At 68.5% G+C, this 20210-nt stretch carries 16 protein-coding genes and 1 pseudogene; 6 read left to right on the top strand and 11 right to left on the bottom strand.

Annotated features, from left to right (window positions below; translation table 11 throughout):
- Positions 1 to 41: 41 nt before the first annotated feature.
- The 6 genes from ACQEV8_RS35685 to ACQEV8_RS35660 form a co-directional block, all read right to left on the bottom strand.
- The gene (locus tag ACQEV8_RS35685) at positions 42 to 1496 is read right to left on the bottom strand and encodes an MFS transporter (RefSeq protein ID WP_432968862.1); all 1455 of its coding nucleotides are present in this window, start codon (positions 1494 to 1496) and stop codon (positions 42 to 44) included.
- Between the two features lie 183 nt (positions 1497 to 1679).
- A complete protein-coding gene (locus ACQEV8_RS35680; RefSeq protein ID WP_432968859.1) occupies positions 1680 to 2465 on the bottom strand; it encodes a flavodoxin in 786 nt (261 codons plus the stop codon).
- 5 nt (positions 2466 to 2470) lie between these two features.
- Complete coding sequence (locus tag ACQEV8_RS35675) at positions 2471 to 3628, bottom strand: FAD-binding oxidoreductase (protein ID WP_432968856.1); 1158 nt, start codon at positions 3626 to 3628, stop codon at positions 2471 to 2473.
- Between the two features lie 1307 nt (positions 3629 to 4935).
- Positions 4936 to 5262 (bottom strand): carboxymuconolactone decarboxylase family protein, encoded by a 327-nt coding sequence (locus tag ACQEV8_RS35670; RefSeq protein WP_432968853.1) that lies wholly within the window; start codon positions 5260 to 5262, stop codon positions 4936 to 4938.
- Positions 5263 to 5424: 162 nt separating this feature from the next.
- Entirely contained in the window at positions 5425 to 5838 is a 414-nt protein-coding gene (locus ACQEV8_RS35665) for a cupin domain-containing protein (protein WP_432968850.1), read from the bottom strand.
- Positions 5839 to 5947: 109 nt separating this feature from the next.
- Positions 5948 to 6790 carry an SDR family NAD(P)-dependent oxidoreductase gene (locus ACQEV8_RS35660; protein ID WP_432968847.1) on the bottom strand — a complete coding sequence of 281 codons (843 nt, stop codon included), beginning with the start codon at positions 6788 to 6790 and terminating at the stop codon, positions 5948 to 5950.
- 229 nt (positions 6791 to 7019) lie between these two features.
- On the opposite strand from ACQEV8_RS35660, the gene ACQEV8_RS35655 reads away from it, so the two are divergent.
- Positions 7020 to 7910: a helix-turn-helix transcriptional regulator gene (locus ACQEV8_RS35655; protein WP_432968844.1), complete on the top strand. Its 891-nt coding sequence runs from the start codon at positions 7020 to 7022 to the stop codon at positions 7908 to 7910.
- A gap of 398 nt (positions 7911 to 8308) precedes the next feature.
- On the opposite strand, the gene ACQEV8_RS35650 is transcribed toward ACQEV8_RS35655, so the two are convergent.
- Positions 8309 to 9430: an FAD-dependent monooxygenase gene (locus ACQEV8_RS35650; RefSeq protein ID WP_432968840.1), complete on the bottom strand. Its 1122-nt coding sequence runs from the start codon at positions 9428 to 9430 to the stop codon at positions 8309 to 8311.
- Between the two features lie 242 nt (positions 9431 to 9672).
- Here ACQEV8_RS35650 and ACQEV8_RS35645 point away from each other — a divergent pair, with 242 nt between their 5' ends.
- The 4 genes from ACQEV8_RS35645 (at position 9673) to ACQEV8_RS35630 (ending at position 14270) form a co-directional block, all read left to right on the top strand.
- The gene (locus tag ACQEV8_RS35645) at positions 9673 to 10557 is read left to right on the top strand and encodes a helix-turn-helix transcriptional regulator (protein ID WP_432968837.1); all 885 of its coding nucleotides are present in this window, start codon (positions 9673 to 9675) and stop codon (positions 10555 to 10557) included.
- A 531-nt stretch (positions 10558 to 11088) separates the two neighbouring features.
- On the top strand, positions 11089 to 11949 hold the full coding sequence (locus ACQEV8_RS35640; RefSeq protein ID WP_432968834.1) for an aldo/keto reductase: 861 nt from the start codon (positions 11089 to 11091) through the stop codon (positions 11947 to 11949).
- A 243-nt stretch (positions 11950 to 12192) separates the two neighbouring features.
- Positions 12193 to 13065, top strand: coding sequence for an SMP-30/gluconolactonase/LRE family protein (locus ACQEV8_RS35635; protein WP_432968831.1), 873 nt, complete (start codon positions 12193 to 12195; stop codon positions 13063 to 13065).
- A gap of 119 nt (positions 13066 to 13184) precedes the next feature.
- Entirely contained in the window at positions 13185 to 14270 is a 1086-nt protein-coding gene (locus ACQEV8_RS35630; RefSeq protein ID WP_432968828.1) for an aldo/keto reductase, read from the top strand.
- A 197-nt stretch (positions 14271 to 14467) separates the two neighbouring features.
- Here ACQEV8_RS35630 and ACQEV8_RS35625 read toward each other — a convergent pair.
- The 3 genes and pseudogenes from ACQEV8_RS35625 to ACQEV8_RS35615 form a co-directional block, all read right to left on the bottom strand.
- Positions 14468 to 15564 (bottom strand): annotated as a pseudogene (locus ACQEV8_RS35625) (IS110 family transposase).
- A 578-nt stretch (positions 15565 to 16142) separates the two neighbouring features.
- Positions 16143 to 18398, bottom strand: a complete 2256-nt coding sequence (locus ACQEV8_RS35620; protein WP_432968825.1) for a discoidin domain-containing protein — start codon at positions 18396 to 18398, stop codon at positions 16143 to 16145.
- 120 nt (positions 18399 to 18518) lie between these two features.
- Positions 18519 to 19325, bottom strand: coding sequence for a carbohydrate ABC transporter permease (locus tag ACQEV8_RS35615; RefSeq protein ID WP_432968822.1), 807 nt, complete (start codon positions 19323 to 19325; stop codon positions 18519 to 18521).
- On the opposite strand from ACQEV8_RS35615, the gene ACQEV8_RS35610 reads away from it, so the two are divergent.
- Positions 19209 to 19583: a hypothetical protein gene (locus ACQEV8_RS35610; protein WP_432973229.1), complete on the top strand. Its 375-nt coding sequence runs from the start codon at positions 19209 to 19211 to the stop codon at positions 19581 to 19583. The two genes, ACQEV8_RS35615 and ACQEV8_RS35610, sit on opposite strands and share 117 nt — an antisense overlap.
- Positions 19584 to 19903: 320 nt before the next feature.
- Here ACQEV8_RS35610 and ACQEV8_RS35605 read toward each other — a convergent pair whose 3' ends face one another.
- A complete protein-coding gene (locus ACQEV8_RS35605; RefSeq protein WP_432968819.1) occupies positions 19904 to 20185 on the bottom strand; it encodes a hypothetical protein in 282 nt (93 codons plus the stop codon).
- Positions 20186 to 20210 lie beyond the last annotated feature (25 nt).

Raw genomic sequence — 20210 nt, 5'->3', positions numbered from 1 at the left:
AGAGCGGGTCATCCGGCGTGGGAACCGAGTCCGCTCTCTGCTCAGGCGCGAGTTCCGGCAATGGGCCGGTCTCGCGGCTCGGGGTTCGCCGTCGGGGCTTCGTGTGCCGCGGGGGTCTTGAGCAGGAAGCTCGCCACCGTGGTGATCAGCACCGCGGCCGCGGCGATGGCGAGGCTGGTGTGCAGGCCCTCGCTGAACTGGGCGCGGTCGGCGACCAGGGCGCCGAAGACCGCGACGGCGAGAGCACCGCCGACCTGCCGGGACGTGTTGAGTACACCGCTGGCGGTGCCGGCCCGCTCGGCGGGGACGCGGTCGAGGAGCAGCGAGGTCAGGGCGGGTACGGCGAGCGAGCCGCCCGCTCCCACCGGAACCATCAGCACGATCAGCAGCCAGGTGGGTGCGGACGCCGGTACGAGGGCGAGCAGGACCAGTCCCACGACCATCGCCGCCTGGCCAGTGATGACGGGCATGCGCGGGCCGAACCGGGCGGCGAACCATGCGGCGGTCGGGCTGACGAACGCGGTGAGCACCGTCATGGGGACGAATGCGAGGCCGGTGGCCAGGGCCGTCATGCCCTTGGCCTGCTGCAGATAGAGACTCAGCAGGAAGATCATCCCGTAGAAGCCGACGTTCAGCGCAAAGCCGATCCCGGCAGCCAGACCCATGGTGCGCGAGCGCAGCAGGCTCAGCGGCACCATGGGGTGCTTGCCGCGTGCCTGGGCCGCGACGAACACGAGGGCCGCGAGCGCGGCGAGCGCGTAGGAGAAGAGCACGTACGGGGTGGTGAAGCCGACCGCGCCGGTCTCGATCGCGGCGAAGGTCAGGGCGCCCATCGCGGCGACGGCCGACAGCTGTCCGGTCCAGTCGAACCCGACCTGCTTCTGCCGTTCCGAGATCTTGGTGTGGGCGAGCAGCAGCAGGGCGATCACGCCGACGGGCAGGTTGATGAAGAAGATCAGCCGCCATTCGATCTGGCTGAGGAAGCCGCCCGCGACCGGGCCCGCGGCCGAACCGACAGAGCCGCCGAGCGCCCACAGCGAGATCGCCTTTGCCCGCTTGCCCGCGTCGGGGAACGCCTCACGGATCAGGGCGAGGGAGGACGGCACGATCACGGCCGCCCCCGCGCCCTGGACGAGACGGGCGGCGATCAGCACGCCCAGGTTCGGCGCGAGGCCACAGGCCACGGACGCAAGGGCGAACAGGGCCATGCCGGCGCCGAAGGTGCGCCGGGCACCGAGCCGGTCGGTCAGGGAACCGGCCGACAGGAGCAGCGCGGCGAACATCAGCGTGTAGCCGTCGACCACCCACTGCAGTCCGGTGATCCCGCCGCCCAGGCTGTCCCTGATCGAGGACAGGGCGACGTTGACGACGAGTGCGTCCAGGGTGATGACGAAGAACCCGAGGAGCGCGGCACCGAGCGCCGCGGCGCCGGGGCGGCGACGGAGTGCTGCGGCGGCCTGGTCCGTGGCGAGCGACGTGGTGGCGGTGGTGGACACGGGGGGCTCCTGCTCGGCGAGCGGTGAGAGATGACGACGTGCTCCACCCTCGCGCGTTCCGTCTGTGAGAGGCAGGCCGAGCGGTGCCGGGGAGCCGCCAGCGGGGGTGTGACAGGGCCCCTCTCGACACGCCGGACAAGCCGTCACCGGCGGAGCGTGCGCTTCCCGGGCGGCAACGGCGACTTACCGGCTGACGCTGGTGAGCCACTCGCGCACCTGTCCCTCGGCCTCGTCCATGTCGTCACGCGAGATGGTGAACCCGTTGCTGACCACGGTGGCATCGGGGAGCTTCTCGGTGACCGTCTCGACGGTTCCTGAAAGGCCGTTTCCGCCGTGAGTGGTGAAGAGGATGACGGTCTTGCCCTTGAAGTCGTGCTCCTCGAGGAACGTGTGAATGGGCATCGGCATCTCGTACCACCAGATCGGGTAACCGATGAAGACGGTGTCGTAGTCATCGAAATTCCTGATCTTCGACTTCAACTCGGGCCGTTCATCGGCTTCCTGCCACTCGAGTGCGAGGTCTTCGAGTGCCCCGTGATCCCGGGGAAGATTCTGTGCCGTCTCGATGCGGAACAGTTCCGAACCCGTGCGCTGTCCGATGATCTGCGCCACGTGCTGCGTGTTGCCGAGGACCTTGCCGTCGACGACGTGCGTGCTGTTCTCTTCGTCCTCGGTCATGTTGTCCGGGTCATCCGTCTCCGGCATCGAGAAGTACGCGACGAGGGTACGCGCCTTGTTGATCGGCTTGGGTGCCTTGGAAGGACCAGAAGCGGTGGAGGAATCACCTCCGATACCGAGGGTCGAGCAGCCCGCAGCACCGACTCCGGCGAGTGCGGCGGCACTCAGAGCGAGGAAATTGCGGCGTGTCCGTGTCGTACGGGTCGTCATGTCAGAGAACTCCATGTCGTGAGTGGTGCATTCACTTACCGGGCGCGGAATCAGGGGGCGTCTCAGGCGAGATGGCGGCACGCCGCCTACATGGTCAGACGTTCATCGTGGATACGCTGTATGCCGACTCCGATACGCCGCAACAGGCGCCGATTCGCGAGGACGGCGGGATTCGGACCCACGATGAAGAACTCGCCCTTCTCGACCTCCTCGGCGGACAGGACGCCGACCAGGTCGTCACGGCGGAAACGACCGACACTCGTGGTGACGTGCAAGCGCCCATCGGACTCCGCCTGATATTTCGCGAGCTCTTCCAGGTAGTACGCGTCCTCCGGCTTGCGTACCGCCCAGAGCAGGTGAATGTCGCGCGTGGTGTGGTGGGCCGCGATGAGGCTGAGGAGCGGTGCCACGCCCGCGCCCATGCCGAGGAGGACGAGCGGAGCGTCCTGCTTCCGGCCCTGGATGATCGATTCGAATCGGCCGAACGGCCCTTCAAGGCGCACGAGAGTCCCCGGCTCGACCCGCCCGAGCCGTCGCGTGTAGTCGCCGTGCTGGCTGATGGTGAAGGTCAGGGTCTCCTGACTGTCGTCGGTGACGGAGAAGGGGTGCCACTCCTTGCTCACGGCCGAGGTGCCCTCGAATTGGAGGAACAGGGAATCGCCCGGCTGCAGCTTGGCGGCCGTGCCCTCGAGCGCAACCGACACCTTGCGGGTTGACTCGCCACGCGCCTCGTTTCCCATGACCGTGCCCGTCAGATACGTGTCGGGCGCGATCCACTTCTTCCACGCATAAACCCCGAGAACGACCACGGTGTACAGATCGAAGAGCATCATGAAGGAAAGGTGCTGGTTCACGCGGAGAAGCAGGTGGGTGTGCAGCCAGATCATCACCACGATCAGCAGGTTGAGCCGGTGGATCCACACCGACAGCTGGTGCCGGAAGACCTTCTCCAGCATTCGCTTCACCGAGAGCAGCAGCCTCGACCGGTCGGTCAGCCACCCGCTCATGAAGAACACCGAGTAACTGAGCACGGCGAGCGCCCCGTAGAAACTCCAGTCTCCGAGGTCTCGCGCCAACTGGCTCGGTGAGTAGGAATTATCGCTGTGTTGGTACGCGGCGTAGATCGCCAGGAATCCGAGCATTCCATGCAGGCCGTAGATCGACGGCAGTCCCACGAGCCGGTCGAGCCAGGCCGGTCGCACGCTGAGCGCGATGGCCAGCAGCCACCAGCTGTACGCGACCATGCCGAGGAAGATGTAGAACCGCAGCTGCTCCGGTTCCGTCGCCACGGAGTCGTAAGTCAGCACCAACGGAAGCGGGAAGACGACCGCGATGCTCCAGAAGACGATCTTACGAAGCATCGCTGAGACTCCACCCTGGTATGCCGTCGGGAGCCTCGGCGGACGAGACGGCTCCGCGCGGGCCCGTGTCCCGTACGTGCTGCACATTGACGTAGAAGAGCGCAGACATGGCCAGGACGGCTAGGGCAATCAGGACGATCAGCTTGTGTTTCGGCTTCACTCTCCGTCCCACTTCCGCGAGCAGTAGTGGTGGCGGCTGCTCCGGCGGACGGATTCTTCGCCGTGGGCCGGAAACGGGGTATCACTCATCGAGGTTCTTCCTGGTCTTCGCGGAGCGGGATGCCTGATGACGCGCTGCCGGTTTGCGAGGGACGGTCGCCCGTACGGCACAGGCCAGCAGTGCGATGGGGCGCACGGGTACGGGCCCGTCCGCACTCGGGCTTCAGTGCCGAGAGGGCTGTACGAGCCAGGGGCGTACCGCATACGCATGGGGCCGAACACGGCCCGATTGCCGGTCGAGCACCGGCATTTCAGAGGGAGGGCGGCGCGGCCCCCGCCGTGGCCGTTCTCAGCAGCGGAATACCTGAAGTGCCGCCGGCGCCTGCGCGGCTGATGCGGCTACGGATGAGACATACGACGCCGGGAGGCTGCTTGGCGGCAGCGCGGCGTATTCGTCCTCCCGGAGTCCCCCGCAGAAGCCTTCGTGTCGAGCTCCCCGACAGGCCGATGGCGGTCACGGCCTGCCGTCCAGGCGTCCGGGTCCACGTGCTCCGCTGCACCACCGCAGGTGGCCATCGCGTCAGCGCTGTCTTCGAAGAGCAAGGTGGTGGACGACTCCGAGACCGCCAGCGACGCGCTCGCAGGCGCGGGTGTGTGCACACCGACGAACGGCAGAATCACCAGGAGGACGGCAAGCACCAGCACGACCAGTTGCTTCCGGTCTCGCGCCACGCGTCTCCTCCGCCCTCCTCCACTCGCCCTGCATGTGCGGCCCAGTGTGCCGGGAAGTCCCGGACCGTGGCAGGCCGCGCTGTGCCGGGGTCTGCGGAGCGGGGCTGTGACAGGGCCCCCTAGGACGGGGCCGGGCGGAGCGGTTGTCTGCTAGACGTCCCAGCACGGGCGCTTCACGTCATCTCGGCACGATCAGGCCCAGCGGTCCAGGAAGGGGAACGGCGCGTCGTACTGTGCCGCCGTGCAGAAACGGCTGCGGGGAGGAGCGGAGCCGGCGGCCCCTCCCCGCACGATCACGTTCAGGCGGAGAAGACCTGCTTCGCGACCATGATTGCGGTCATGGCCTTCGGCCAGCCGGCGTAGAAGGCCAGGTGGGTCATCGCCTCGACGAGTTCGGTCTCGGTGACGCCGTTGTTCTTGGCGAGCGCGAGGTGGAAGCGGAGCTGGTCGGCATCGCCCCCGGCGACGAGGGCAGCGACGGTGATCAGGCTGCGGTCGCGGGCGGCCAGCTCGGTGCGGTTCCACACGTCCTCGAACAGGACGTCGTCGGTGAGTTCGGCGAGCTTCGGGGAGAAGTCACCGAGCAGGCGGCGTCCGCTGCCTACCTGCTTGGGCTGGTCGGGCATGAAAGATCCTTTCGCTGGCCTGCGGGGCACGGGCCGGCCCGTAGCGCCGGTGCCCCGCAGGGACCCTGGTTTTACTCGTCGGTGGTGCGGGCGCCGCCCCGACGGTCGGCGGTGTTCTGCGCCTGTGTCGGGAGGGCAGCCCGTCCGGCAGAAACGCGCAGGTTAAGCGCGGACGCGGGAACCGTTGTACTCCTCGTCGGTGATGTGCTCGCCCCACACGGTTGTGGTGGCCGGGTCATCGCCTGCTTCCATGACTGCGAGGTGTTCCATGAAGCAGTCTGATGTGGCCGCGTGCCAGTGCTCCTCGTCGGGCGGGCAGTAGTAGGTCTGCCCGGGGTGCACTTCGCAGACGGTGCCGTCCCGGCCGCCGAACAGGGCGATGCCTTCTGTGATGTGGAGGTACTGGCCGCGGGCGTGGGAGTGCCAGGCGGTGCGGGTGCCGGGGGCGAAGCGAACTCGTGCCAGGACTGCCCGCTGGTCGGCGTCGTGCGGCACGACGAGCATTTCGGCCCAGGCGTCGCCGTTGAACTGCTCGGGAGGGTTCTTGACGGTCTTGATGGGGGGTTCGATCTGCATGCGTTACTCCCTTTCAACGCACCCGTCGGGCATGTTCAGCCATGGCGGGTGCCGTTTGCTGTGCGGGCCGGCCGCTGCCGGAGCTGGTGGTGAGGCTTGTGGCGGTGGATCAGGCGGCGTCGGCGTGGGCGAGGCCGGAGCCCAGCTCGCGGGAGGCATCGACCTGCGCGAGGAGTTCCTTCGCCTTGGCCTCGACGGCGGCCAGGCAGTCGTCACCGGCGATGAACCGCAGCGGCGGATCCTGCAAGCCCGCGACCTTGAGCAGGGCCTCGGCGAGCTTGGCGGGGTCGCCGGCCTGCTGCCCGTTCATCGAGTCCCACACCTTCTTGGTGGCCGCGGTGCGCTCGGCGTAGTCCTCGACGGACAGCTCCGCGTAGGTGGTGGAGGCGTCCACGAGGAGTTCGGTGCGGAAGAAGCCGGGCTCGACGATCGTGGTCTTGATGCCGAACGGTGCGACGTCGTGGTGCAGGGACTCCATGAAGCCCTCCACTCCGAACTTCGCCGTGGCGTAGGCGACGGTGAACTCGCCGCCGACCTGCCCCGCGAGGGAGGAGATCGTCATAACGTGCCCCGAGCGCTGGGTACGCATGACGGGTAGGACGGCCCGAGTGACGTTCATCGGGCCGAACAGATTCGTCTCGATCTGCGCCCGCACCTGGTCATCGGAGAGCTCCTCGAAGAACCCGGCGTAGAAGTTCGCGGCGTTGTTGATCAGGACGTCGACCCGGCCGAACCGCTCCACGGCCGCCTCGACCGCCGCCTGAGCGGTGGCCGGGTCGGTGATGTCCAGGGAGGTGGCCAGCAGGTTGTCCTGTTCGCCGCCGAGCGCCTCGATGATGCGCGCGGGGCGGCGGCCGGTGGCCACGACCTGGTGGCCGACGGTCAGGGCCTGGCGTGCTATGTCGGCACCCAGACCACGGCCTGAGCCAGTGATGAAGAAGACCTTGCTCACGATGCGGTGCACTCCAAACGCGCGAGAGGCACAGACCAGCTCACTACAGTCTGTATCCGGAGGTGTTGTCGGGCAGCCGGTGCAGATCCGGCCCTCAAGGCGACCGGCGAGCGCCGCCAGCCCCCTACGCCACTAGGGAACCCCAGGTCGAGAAGGTGAGGGAGGGCCTGTGCTTACGGGTAATGACAGGGCCCCCCACGGCAGCCGCATCCGGCTTAGCCTATAAGGCGTGAGTACCGAGAGCGACATTCGCGAGTTCCTGGCCTCCCGCCGCGCCAAGGTCACCCCGCAGCAGGCCGGCCTGCCCGCCTACGGCGGCAACCGGCGTGTGCCGGGCTTGCGCCGCGAGGAAGTCGCTCTGCTCGCCGGTGTCAGCATCGACTACTACATCCGCCTGGAACGCGGCCACATCGCGGGCGCCTCGGAGGAAGTCCTGGACGCCGTCGCAGGCGCCCTCCAGTTGGATGACGCCGAACGCGCCCACCTCTACGACCTGGCCCGTGCCGCCGCCAAGCGGCCTGCCCGCCGGGCCAAGCGCCCCCGCGGGCCCCTGCCCGACAGCGTCCTGCGCGTTCTTGGCTCCATAACCGACTCACCGGCCTTTATCCGCAACGGCCGCCTGGACATCCTCGCTGCCAACCAGCTCGGCAGCGCCCTCTACTCCCCCGTCTTCCCGACCCCTACCGCGCCGACGGCCAACATCGCCCGCTTCCAGTTCCTCGACCCGTTCGGCCACGACTTCTTCCCCGACTGGGAAGAGTCCGTGAACACCACCGTCTCCCTGCTGCGCACCGAGGCCGGACGCGCCCCGCACGACAGCGAGCTGACCGGACTCATCGGCGAACTCGTCACCCGCAACGAGGAGTTCCGCACCGCCTGGGCCAAACACAACGTGCGCCTGCACCACACCGGCCGCAAATCCTTCCGCCACCCGGCCGTCGGCGTCATCACCCTCGACTTCGACGCCATGGACCTGCCCGCCCAGCCCGGCCTCACCCTCACCGCCTACAGCGCCGCCCCCGGCACTCCGGACCACGACACCCTCCAGCTCCTCGCTGCCTGGGCCGCTACCGAGAACGCCGAGCCCGCCACCCAGCCCTCGGACCAGCACAAGCGCTGAGTCCTGCCGGCCGATCACCCGCAACCAGCTCGACAGCGGCTCTACCGGGCGTATGGCCTCGTCCAGAAGAATCGGCGTGCCCGCCGAAACCCGTTGACGTTCAAACTCGCTCAGCTCGGCAGGGCGAACGCCGGCCACGTCCCCCACCTTCCGCCGGTCCGGGAAGAACGGCTGCACCCCGAGCCCCCAGAGACAAGGCACCTCGCGGGATCGAGGAACCAGGTCAGCCACCTTGCCCAGCGGCGCGGCAGGGTCGGGGGCGGCGACATGTCACGCAAGCTGAGGCAGAGGGCACATCGGACTGCGCCGCTACCCACCGTTTGAGGCTGAGGTCGAGGGACCGCCGAGCCCTCAGTTTCGACACCGCCTCCCCACACCCTGGAGGGCATACCGTGCTGTCAGGCGAATTGGCTGCTGAATGAGCGACTGAATTGTTGTCCGGACTGGACGGAGCGCCGGACGCTGGTCAGTCGCATCCGTTCGTACCGGTCAAGGACCCGCGTGATCGCCTGTTCCTGGACGCCGGCCGCAATCGCTTCGGCGATGGCTTCGGCGTCCTCGGCGGACATGCTGAATCCGGATCCGGTCATCGGGGACGGCACGTGCGCGGCGTCGCCGACGAGGGCGAGGCGGCCGTTGACGAGCCGGTCGGGGACGTACTCGGCGACCGGTGTGCCGAGGACGGCGCGCCGGCGGATGCAGTCGGCGATGACGTCGCGCCACAGATGCGGCCACAAGTCGTCTGCCTCGGTGGCGAGTTCGCGCAGTGTGGCCTCGGGTACGTCGGTGGCAGCGAGGGTGTGGTGGACGATGTCGCCGACGACGCAGCCCGCGTCGCGCAGGAGGTCGTTGCGGCGGGCGTCGTACCAGGCGAAGCCAATCTGCCGGAGGCCGGGGGCGAGGGAGTCGTCGGGGCTGGGCAGGGGGTAGCCGATGAGGCAGTCGTCGTCGCGGTAGAGAATGTCGACGTCGCGCGGGAAGCCGTGGCGGGTGGTGAGCGCGGCCTCGTCTGCCAGGCCGAGCCAGATGACGTAGCCGGCGAACGTAGCGTCGGCATGCTGGGGCGCCACGACGCGGCGGACGACACTGCGGTGACCGTCGGCCCCGATCACGACGTCGGCGATGTGGGTGTCGCCGCGGTCGGTGGTGGCCCATGCGCGCTCGTCGTCCTGGCCGATGCCTCGTACGCGCGCGCTGTGGTGGAGGGTGATGCGCGCATCGTCGTCGACGGCCGCACGCAGACGGGTGTGGATGGCGCTCCAGGTGACGGGACCAGTGCCGGGTCCTGCTGGTCCTCTGCGGCCTGTCAGGCGTTCCAGCAGAGGTTCGCTGACTCCGCCGATGGCGGCCCCGGTCCGGGGGAAGGACGTCGCGCGCTCCAGCAGTGTGACGCGGATTCCCGCTCGTGAGAGGGCCAGGGCACTCATCAGGCCGGCGAGTGACGCGCCGACGACGACGGCGCTGCCCTGATGCTTCGTCCGGCGGGCAGCCGGGGCTGCTGCACGCGGCTTCGTGGTCATGGTGGTACTCCCGTGGTGGCGCTACTTCGCACGCCGGTGACCCGCGCGGCCGTCGGCAGGCCGTCAAACCGCGCTGGTTCGGCGATCGGTTTCCTGTGCCTTCACCGCGGTGCGGCGCCGGCCGGGGCGCTCGGTGTGGGCATTCGACAGGAAACCCGTTCTGGCCTGGTCGTGGGAGTCCGTACTGTGAGGGGTCCTGGCAGGGACTCTCACCGTCCGTCCTGCCTCTCTACGCTGGCCGCATGGACAATCGGGCCGAAGTCAGCGCATTCCTGAAGTCCCGCCGTGACAAGGTCACGCCTGAGCAGGCGGGTCTGCCGGTCTACGGGCAGCGTCGGGTGCCCGGGCTGCGCCGAGGTGAGGTCGCGATGCTGGCCGGAATGAGCGTCGAGTACTACACGCGCCTGGAGCGCGGCAACATCGGCGGGGTCTCCGACAGCATCCTGGACGCACTCGCCCAGGCCCTGCGGCTCGACGACACCGAGCGGGACCACCTCTACGCCTTGGCCCGTGCGGCCGGCACCAGACCGGCCCGTGCCCGGCGTCACCCGAAGAAGACCACCGTGCGGCCCAGTGTGCTGCGCATCATCGAGGGCCTGCACGACCAGCCGGCGTACGTGCGCAACAACCGCATGGACATCCTGGCGGCCAATCCGCTCGCCCGCGCGCTGCACCACGAGGTGTTCGAGCTGGAGCCGGTCAACACCTGCCGGTTCGTCTTCCTCGACCCGCGGGCCACCCGGCTCTACCCCGCATGGGAACGTGTGGCCCGCGAAGGGGTGGGTGTGCTGCGGGTCGAGGTCGCCAAGAACCCCTACGACCGCGAGCTGTCGAACCTGATCGGTGAGCTGTCCACGCGCAGTGATGCCTTCCGCAGGATGTGGGGTGCGCACGACGTGCATGTCTTCACCAAGGGAACCAAACGGTTCCACCATTCGGCGGTGGGCGAGCTGGAGCTGGTCCACGAGACTCTGGACCTGCCGAACACCGACGGGCTGTCCATCACCGTCTACAGCGCCGATCCCGGCACCCCGGCCGCAGATGCCCTGCAGCTCCTGGCCAGCTGGGCAGCCACCCAGAACCAGACCGAGGACGAGGCCGCCTCACAGACCGACACCGAGCACTGAACCAGGCCAAACGCTGCCTCCAAGCTCCGTCTCGGCGCCGCTCTCGTGCAGCGCACCCCCTCGGTACTCATGGCTGTCGGGCCGCTGGCCGAGTCATGTCCGACTGTGGCCCGTCCGGCCAGGCTTCCGGCCTCTCCCCACGGCCGCGTCCAGGTTTGCTCATGCCATCGGCTATGCCCGCACTCCCTGCTGAGGCCAGGCCGCTCGTACCCCTTTTCGCCGTGTGCTCACGCACGCTCTCGGCACGAGGGGGTCCCTGCCGTTACCCCTCACAAGCGTGACTGTCTGAGAGGTGCGGCGGCTGGTTTCGTGGATCTCACGGGGCCACGACCGGCTCCACTCGCACGTCCCCTCGGCGCGTACGGCGCCTACCGATCGCCTGCGGATCACAAAAGCGCATTGCCACACCCTCGAAAGGAGTTTCGATGATTTCCCCTCCATCCACGTAACCGGACGTCCCGGCCGCAGCATCGCCCGAGCTGCTGCCAGGCCGATGACCAACCCCCACCAGCCCGAGAGAGAGCTTCATCCATGACCGGCCAGGTCTCCCACGTGTCCCTCAACAATGGCGTCAGGATGCCGATCCTCGGCTTCGGCGTCTTCCAGATCCCCGACGCCCAGACCCAGCGGGCGGTCGAGGCCGCGCTCGAAGCCGGGTACCGGCTGCTCGACACGGCTGCGGCGTATGAGAACGAGCGGGCCGTGGGCCGAGCCATCGCCGCCAGCGGCATCCCCCGCGAGGACCTCTTCATCACCACGAAGCTGTGGGTCCAGGACTACGGCCAGGACAGCGCCAAGCGTGCCTTCGACCGCTCGCTCGACCGGCTGGGTCTCGACCACCTCGACCTTTACCTGCTCCACCAGCCCTACGGTGACTACTACGGATCATGGCGGGCCCTGGAGGAACTCAACCGAGAAGGCCGTACCCGGGCGATCGGGGTCAGCAACTTCTACCCCGACCGGCTCGCCGACCTCATCACCCACAACGAGATCGTCCCCGCGGTCAACCAGATCGAGACGCACGTGTTCTTCCAGCGCGCCGACGACCAGAAGCTGATGCGCGACCACGGCGTCCAGCACGAGTCCTGGGGACCGCTCGCCGAGGGCGGCCAGGGCTTCTTCGACAACCCCGTGCTCGTCGACATTGCCCGCGCTCACGACAAGTCCGTCGCCCAGGTCGCCCTGCGCTGGCTGGTTCAGCGCGAGGTCGTCGCGATCCCCAAGTCGGTGCGGTCCGAACGCATGGCAGAGAACCTCGACGTGTTCGACTTCCAGCTCGCCGCTGAGGAGATGGCACGCATCGCCACCCTGGACACCGGCAGCAGCCACATCGTCGACCACCACGACCCCGAACGGGTCACATGGCTCGGCGGAGTGCGGTTCGACACCTGATGCCCCGCCGCGCACCACGTCCCCGGCCACGCGGGGCACGGCCAGCACGAGCTTGCCCGGTCACGGGCCAACCCAGCCACGGACATACCGGCGTCTAGCATCACAGGAGGCATCACCATGCGGCTACGGTTCACGCGCGCAGCAACCATCCCTGCCCTGGCGGCAGTTGTCGTCTCGGCTCCCTACGTGTCCGCCGCGACCGGCCGAGACCATTCGCAACCGGTCATCACCCGGGTGAAGACAGTGGCCAGGTTCGACTTCGCCGCCGGCGACGCACCCGAGAACATCACGGTCAACCCGGACGGCTCCCTGACCCTGTCCATGCTTGGGGCCTCCGCGAACAAGCCGCCGAAGCTGATGCGGATCACGTCGTCCGGGCACCGCACCACCCTTGCTGACGGGCACCAGGGCGATCAGATCACCGGCAACACCCGCGGCAGCGACGGCACCGTCTACTACAACGTGCAGTCCGAGGACGCCTCCCGGGCCGGCGTGTGGAAACTGCCCCCGCACGGCCACCCTCAGCGGCTGGCCGCCCTGCCCGCCGACGGACTGCCCAACGGCCTGGCCATCGACCCGGCCGACCGGACCCTCTACGCCGCCGACAGCCTGAAGGGCACGGTGTGGGCCGTGCCCGTCTCCGGCGGACCGGCGACCGCCTGGCTGACCGGGCCGACGCTCGCACCCGACCCCGACGCATCCCTCAAGCTGGGCGCGAACGGCCTCCGCTTCCACAACGGCGCCGTATGGGTCACCAACTTCAACCAGGGCACCCTGCTGAGGATCCCGGTCACCGCCCACGGAGCCCCCGGCCGCGTCCACACCGTCACCGGCGACCTCACCGATGCCGACGACTTCTCCTTCCTCAACGACTGCTCCGACATCGTCTTCGCCGCGCAGAACGACCCGACTGACCGGATCACCGTGGTCCACCCGAACGGAACCACCCAGACCGTCCTGACCGCCCACGACGGTCTCGCCTCCCCCACGGCCACCGCCGTGCGCGCGAAGCAGCTGTACGTCACCAACGCCGGACTCAACCCACCCCATGAAGCGAAACTGCAGCGCGGCACCATCAACCTCGACGCCCTCACCGCGAGGACCCGGCACCACTGAGCGGCCTCACTATCCCCGTCGCTGCGCAGGCGGGTACCTGCCCGGAAACCCTCTCTCGCCCCCCCACCGAACGAGCCCTCAACCCCGGCGTGAGCCGCAGAACGACAAGGAGCTTCCCCGTGGAATACCGCAAGCTCGGCAACACCGGAACCGCCGTCTCTCGCATCGCCCTCGGCGCCATGTACTTCGGCGTTCAGACACCGCAAGAGGAAGCGTTCGCGCTCCTGGACGCCTTCGTGGACGCAGGCGGCAACCTGGTCGACACCTCCAACGTCTACGGCGGAGGCAGCAGCGAAGAGATCATCGGCCGCTGGTTCGCCGACCGCCCCACCGACGTCACCGATCGCGTCGTACTGGCCACCAAGGGCCGCTACGGGACAGGAACCGACGTCAACAGCCTCGGCTCCACACGCCGACAGCTGCGCCGGTCGCTGGACAGCTCCTTGCACCGCCTCGGACGCGACCACGTCGACCTGTACCAGATCCACGCCTGGGACCCCCTGACGCCGATCGAGGAGACACTGGCGTTCCTCGACGACGCCGTCCGTTCAGGAAAGATCAACTACGTGGGGCTGTCCAACTTCACCGGCTGGCAGCTCCAGCTCACGCTCTCCACCGCACAGCAGATGGGCGCTCCGGTTCCCGTGACGCTCCAGCAGCAGTACAGCCTGCTCTCCCGGGAGAGCGAATACGAAGTCATCCCGGCCGCACTGCACAACAACGTCTCCCTGCTGCCCTGGTCCCCGCTCGCCGGAGGATTCCTCACCGGCAAGTACCAGCGCGGCAGCACCCCCGCCCCTGACACCCGCGCCGGCTCCGACGACGAGCTCTACCAGTGGGTCTCCGCCGAATACGCCGCCTCCGACCGCAACTGGCACACCATCGACGCGGTCGTCCGCATCGCCCGCGAGATCGGCGTCACGCCCAGCCAAGTCGCACTGGCCTGGGCAGCCGACCAGCCCTCCGTCGCCGCACCCGTCATCGGCGCACGCACCCTTACCCACCTCAACGAAAACCTCGGCGCCGCCGAGCTGCACCTCGACGCCGACACCACCGCCACCCTCAACACCCTCAGCGCACCGCAGCACGGCGGCTACCCCTACGGCGGCTTCGGCACCGCACAGCGCTCCCGCGACTTCCACGGCAGCAAAGCCCAAGCGAACCTCATCGCGGGCGGAAGCGACGCACCTCTCGGTCACGCATAGCGATGCCCGGCGGGGCGGCGCACACCTCGGCTCGGTGCCAGCGGTCCCGCCAGCGGGGGCGACCGCAGCCGAGCTCACTACGAAGCCGCACCAGAGCGCTCCGGTGCGGCTTCGTCGTCCCACGGCTCCGCCCAGATGCCCCGGTCAGGATGGTTCCCGGCAGGGCTTCGCCGCATCACCCGCTATCACAGACGCCCCTATAACGCGGGGGTACGGGGCTCCCGTCTGACCAGGTTGAAGACCTCGCGGGCTGCGTATCGCTTGAGGCATCGGATGATCTCACGGCGAGTCTTGCCCTCCTGGGTGCGGCGTTCGTAGTACGCCTGGGTACGGGGATCGTGACGTAGCCGGGTGAAGACGATGCGGTGCAGGGCGGCGTTCGCCTGGCGGTCGCCGCCGTAGTTGAGCCGACGTGTGCGCCACCGGCCAGAGGAGTACTCAATGGGGGCTGACTCCGCAAGGCAGCAAAGGACGCCTCGGTGTTCAGCCGCTCGGGGTTGTCTCCCATGGTGATCAGGAGAGTGACGGCGCTGTCCGGGCCGATGCCCACCGGTTCGAGCAGCTGCGGGGCGTGGAGTTCGACGAGCCGGGTCAGGCGCTGGTTCAGCTCGTTGATCTGAGCGGTGAGCTGTTCGATACGCTCGGCGAGCATTCTCAGGGTCATGTGGGTGGCCTGGGCCACCGCGTTCTCGCCGCCCTCGCCGTCGCCTGGCCCGAGGCGTGCGCAGGTGCGGAACAGCTCGCGGTTGCCCAGGCTCGACAGTCGTTCCCGAAGTGCGGGATCGGCGATGACCAGGACGGCTTTGAGCTGGTTGATCGCCTGGGTACGGGCCTTGACCGCGGAGTCCTTGGCCAGCTTGAAGATCCGGGCGCTGTGCACCGGACCGTCGCCGGACTTGGCCCGGGCCCGGGCGCGGCCACTGAGCACGGCCCGCGCGGCGGCCTGAGCGTCGAGCGGGTCCGACTTCCCCAGCAGCCGGCGGGCCGAGCGGTCGGGCCGGTTCACTTCGAAGACCTGAATCTGATGGGCGAGCAGGTAGCGGGACAGGCCCGCGCCGAAGGTGCCGGTGCCCTCCACACCGGCCCGCCGCACCGTCCCCAGTTTGCGGGCCCACACGAGCAGCCGCCGGTAGCCGGCCGCCGTGGCCGGGAAGGACTCGGTGCCCAGGACCTTCCCCAGCGGGGAGACCACGGCGGCGACATGAACCTCGCCGTGCGTGTCCACACCCAGGACGACCTCGGCCCGAGTGGGAGGATCCGTGCTGGAGGAGGTGCTGGCATGTCTGGTCGTCATGGTGGTTCGCCTCCCGCGTGGGGACGTGCTGGGTGGCTGGCACCGGCCTGCTCGGGCGGTCTGAACCGTGGTGGCGCCTGAAACTCGGCAAGGCCCCTATGGGGACACGCCCTGTGGCTCGGTACCAGCAGGCACCACCCCGCAGCGGAAGTCGACAAGCCCGTGACTGGACACTTCGGTCATAGATCTCATGAGTCAGCCCCCCTTCGGGACGGCACTGCGCAACCGTCCCACTGTTCCCGGCACAGCGGCGTGATCCGATCATGGCAGGATGGCTTCGTCCGAACCGGTGCTCAACCTGGCCTGGACGGCTGACAGTGAGTCGACTTCTCGCCCACGCGTGACCGGCATGGCGGACAGCGTCGTGGCCCGCTTCACCGGCAGTCGCCGGCAGCCTGGCACCCGAGATCCTGCAATACACCGGTCGGCCGCAGGGACCACCGTGGATCTCCTTGCTTCCGGGCGCACAACGGCGGCCATGGACGAGCATGGGCCCCGCGCTGTTTGTTAGCGCGAGGCCCATAGCGGGCGGTCCTTCAGACAGGCGGCCCCTTCAGACGGGCGGCCCTCGCCTGGGGTCAGGCGGACCGTGCAGTGAAGATGGCGGCTGCGCCGGCGGGCAGGCGGTAGCTGTAGGTCGTGCTGCCCCACGGAACATCGAACACCGCAGTGCCGGTACCGGAGTTGTACGCCACCTGCAGCCGCGTGCCGTCGGGCAGGGTCGCGCCCTTGCGCTGGAGGCCGGTGCTCGTGCCCTTGGCCTGTGTGGTCTTGCCGTCGGGAGCGAAGACGGAGACGTCGTGGATGGACCACCAGCTACCGGAGCTTGCCTTGTTGACCACGCGGATGTAGCGGGCAGTGGTCGTGGGCAGCTGGATACGGGTCATCGTGCTGCCGGGGCCGGCGGCGATGGGCTCGCCCCAGGTGGTGCCGTCGTCGGAGGTATATACCTCGTACTGGCGGACGAAGTCGCCGGAGGAGGCGGTGCTGTCCAGGACGAGCTGGTCGAAGGTCTGGGTGGAGCCGAGGTCGAGCTGGAACCAGTCGCCGCGCTGCATGCCGTGGCGCAGGCTCCAGCGAGTGGACGTATCGCCGTCGATGGCCTTCGCGGGCAAGTCGTCCGGGCTGCTCGCGGAGGCTGTGGCCTGCCAGCCATCGCGAGACAGGGCCGTTTCGCCGGTGGGAGCGGTGAGGGAGGCGCCGGTGGGCAGGGTGTAGCCGAGCCACTGGTCACCGACGCGTACCTGGGGCTGCCGGGCGAGCAGGCTGCTGTCGTAGGTGATCAGGGCCCGGCTGCCGTCGGGATTGCGGAAGGGGATGTCGACCGAGCCGATGGCGGACGGGGTGGTGCTGCCGTGCTGGGTGCCGTTCCAGGTGAAGGTGGCGGCTGCTCCGGCGGCGAGGGTGTAGGTGAAGTGGCGGTCGCCCCAGCGGGCCGTGAAGGTGCGGTCGGTGGTGCCGGAGTTGTAGGTGATCAGCGCAGTGGAACCGTCGGGGTTGGTGAACGCGACGTCCTCGATGTTGCCCTTGCCCAGGGTGTTGGAGGCGACCCGTCGGGCGCCGGGCTGGACGAACTTGCTGGCCTGGGCCAGTCCCCAGTAGTCGACCGTCGGCTTGTACGACCACGCGCCGTCCGCGTTCTGGGAGACGGTCACGACCGGCCGGCAGCCTTGGCAGCCGTTGTTGGTGGGCCCGGCGTCGGCGTCCAGGGCGAGGTTCCAGCGGACGACGCTCTGGGCCCAGTTGCGCGGGCCGTTGATCAGGTTATCCATGACGCCTGCGAAGGAGCTCTGCTCCTCGCCCTCCCAGTTGCCGCCGGAGCACTCGCTCTGGAATGCGGGCTTGTTCGGGTAGTCGTTGTGGACGACGGTCTGTGCCGAGACGTCGCCGGCGTAGCAGTGCCATGCCGTGCCGGTGATCTGCCGGGCGGTCGCCGGGTCGGCGTAGAAGGACTCGGGGTAGCCGGGGACGTCCCAGTTGTGGTCGTAGCCGAGGATGCCGGTGGACAGGTGCTGCTTGCGCAGGGTCGGGGCGAGGTAGTCCTTGATGAAGGTCTTGGCCTGGTCCGCGGGCAGGTAGGTGCCGGGGTAGGTGGACGGTTCGTGCAGCGGCTCGTTCTGCGGGGTGATGTAGCGGACCGGGACGCCGGCCGCCGCGTACGCCTCGAGGAACTTGGCGAAGTAGTCGGCGAGCGGCTGGTAGGCGTCCGCCTTGAGCCGACCGCCGTTCATCGAGTCGCCGGTCTTCATCCAGCCCGGCGGGCTCCATGGGGTGGCCATGAGGGTCAGCCCTGAGTTGATCTTTCGGGCCTGCTTCAGCAGGGGGATGGTGTACGCGCGATCGTGGTCGATCGTGAAGTTCGCCAGCGTCGGGTCACTCTGTCCGGCCGGCATGTCGTCGTAGGAGTAGCTGCCGTTCACGGTGAAGTCGGTGGCGGCCATGGGCTGGCGCAGGACGTTCAGGCCGATGCCGTCGCGGCGGCTGAACAGGTCGCGCATCAGGGCGGCGCGCTGCTCGGCGTCGAGCTTGGTGCCGACCAGCCAGGCGGAGGAGTCGGTGAAGGAGGCTCCGAAGCCGGTCATCGGCTGGTACTTGCGGGTCGTGTCGACGGTGATGGTCGAGCCGGAGGTTGCAGGGCCGGTCTTCCAGGTCACCGGTGACTGCTCGGACAGGTAGGTCTTCGTGGACGGGTTGGTGAGCCAGACCGACGCCTCGCTGCCGGAGGCGGTGTCGGCGGAGGCCGGGGCGGCCGACGGGAGGACGGGGAGTGCGGCGATCAGGGTCGCGGTGGCTGCCAGAGCGGTCCGGCGCCATTGCCGGGTGGTGTGGTTCATGGTGCGGCTCCTTGCGGGCATGACGGCCTGGCACGGCGGCGCGCGTGCAGGACGTGGGTGGTGCGGACCGGTGCGTGCGGACCGGTGCGTGGGGGCCGGGTAAGGGCGCCGGGGCTGTGGTCACTTCAGGCCGGTGGTAGCAATGCCGGCGACGAAGTGGCGCTGGAAGAGGAGGAAGACGATGGTCACCGGGAGCAGGACGACGACAGCGCCGGCGAGCAGGATGCCGAAGCGGGTGAAGTCCTGTCCGCTGCTGGCCAGGGCGAGGCCGACCGGGAGGGTGTACTGGCTCTCGTTCTGGGCCACGACCAGCGGCCACAGGAAGTTGTTCCAGGAGCCGAGGAAGGTGATGATGCCCAGCGTGGCGAGGGCCGGTTTGGTCAGCGGCAGGATGATCTTCCAGAAGGTGGCCAGCTCGCGGCAGCCGTCGACGCGGGCGGCGTCGATGAGTTCGTCGGGCAGGGTGGAGATGAACTGCCTCATCAGGAACACCCCGAACGGGGTGGCGAGGAACGGCAGGATCAGCCCGAGCAGGGAGCCGGTCAGCTGCATGTTGGCCACCAGGACGTACAGCGGTACGAAGGTGACCAGCCCCGGGACCATGAGGGTCGCGATGACCACGGTGAACACGGCGCGCTGTCCCCGGAATTCGAGCTTGGCCAGCGCGTAGCCGAGCATCGAGCAGAAGAGCAGGTTTCCGGCGGTGACGGCGAGGGCCACGAGCACGGAGTTGGCGAACATCCTCGTGAAGTCCAGGCTGCTGAACAGCTCCTGGAAGTGACCCTCACGGTCACCAACAGCGGGCCGGTCATCCCCGACAACCAGATCCAGCGACTGCTTCAGCCCTTCCAGAAACTGGCGCCCGATCGTCACGGCCACCGCGAGGGCTACGGTCTCGGCCTCGCCATCGTCAACGCCGTCACCCAAGCCCACCACGCCACCCTCACCACCACTGCACCCCCGAAGGCGGCCTGTCCATCACCGTTCGGTTCACGCACACATCTCACCCGAACCTCAGCCGGTGAGGCGGCGTGGCAAGGGCGGTGGGCAGGCGCGTCGGTGCGGCCGAGCTCAGATAGCGGTACAACAAGGTCTGCCCGCCCTGGTAGCCCATCGGTCGCGCGGAAATTGAGGATCTGTCAGGCGTCGGCGGGCGGCACTCAGCGGAGGGGTGGACGACGATGACGTTGGCGCGCTTGGGGTCCGCGACGTCCCTGCCGCCGTGCCCATGCCCATGCTCGAGAGCCCGCCGCTGCTGACTGAAGCGGGTGACCGGCAGCGACTGCGATTCGAACAGTAATTCCGCGAATGCCTCCGAAGAGGCTCGGGGCGCACCTCTAAATTACCCGTGGGCGAAGATCCCACGGGCGACGCAGAATCTGCTGTGGCCGCGATTCGCGGCAGAGTCCGGAAGAAGTGGACTCGAGCGTTGCCGACGAAATCAACCGGATGCACAGAACGCACCAGGGGTGTCGGCAACGCTTTCTGCCGTATCGATCGAACGGCTATGCCTCAGTGTCCTGGGAATTGATTCGTTCCGTCAATTCTTCCGCGAGGAGCTGCCAACTCTCCGCGTGGTGCCGCGCCAGTTCGGCGATCACCGGCGCGCAGTGGATCGGAAGGCTGCTCGCCATCGTCGTCCAGTCGTGCGGCTGGACGGCGGAGACGTCCAGGATCCGCAGCAGTCTCCGGCCCGCCTCGGTGAACCGGAGTGAGGGGTCGGCGGACAACCGCCGGACCGACAGCGACAGTTCCACGGCGCCCGGGCGTACCCGGGGGGGCTTCACGATGCCGCGCCCTCCGGTCCCCCGG

This window comes from Streptomyces sp. CA-179760, assembly GCF_050937045.1.
Taxonomy (GTDB): domain Bacteria; phylum Actinomycetota; class Actinomycetes; order Streptomycetales; family Streptomycetaceae; genus Streptomyces.
The sequence above is the reverse complement of the archived record's forward strand: the minus strand, read 5'-3'. Positions and strand labels throughout refer to the sequence as shown.

Bases quoted from the DNA above. Each gene is read 5' to 3' on its own strand.
- ACQEV8_RS35675 (WP_432968856.1), bottom strand. From the start codon at position 3,628: ATGGTCGCGTACAGCTGGTGGCTGCTGGCCATCGCGCTCAGCGTGCGA.
- ACQEV8_RS35670 (WP_432968853.1), bottom strand. From the start codon at position 5,262: ATGCCCGACCAGCCCAAGCAGGTAGGCAGCGGACGCCGCCTGCTCGGT.
- ACQEV8_RS35665 (WP_432968850.1), bottom strand. From the start codon at position 5,838: ATGCAGATCGAACCCCCCATCAAGACCGTCAAGAACCCTCCCGAGCAG.
- ACQEV8_RS35650 (WP_432968840.1), bottom strand. From the start codon at position 9,430: ATGACCACGAAGCCGCGTGCAGCAGCCCCGGCTGCCCGCCGGACGAAG.
- ACQEV8_RS35645 (WP_432968837.1), top strand. From the start codon at position 9,673: ATGGACAATCGGGCCGAAGTCAGCGCATTCCTGAAGTCCCGCCGTGAC.
- ACQEV8_RS35640 (WP_432968834.1), top strand. From the start codon at position 11,089: ATGACCGGCCAGGTCTCCCACGTGTCCCTCAACAATGGCGTCAGGATG.
- ACQEV8_RS35620 (WP_432968825.1), bottom strand. From the start codon at position 18,398: ATGAACCACACCACCCGGCAATGGCGCCGGACCGCTCTGGCAGCCACC.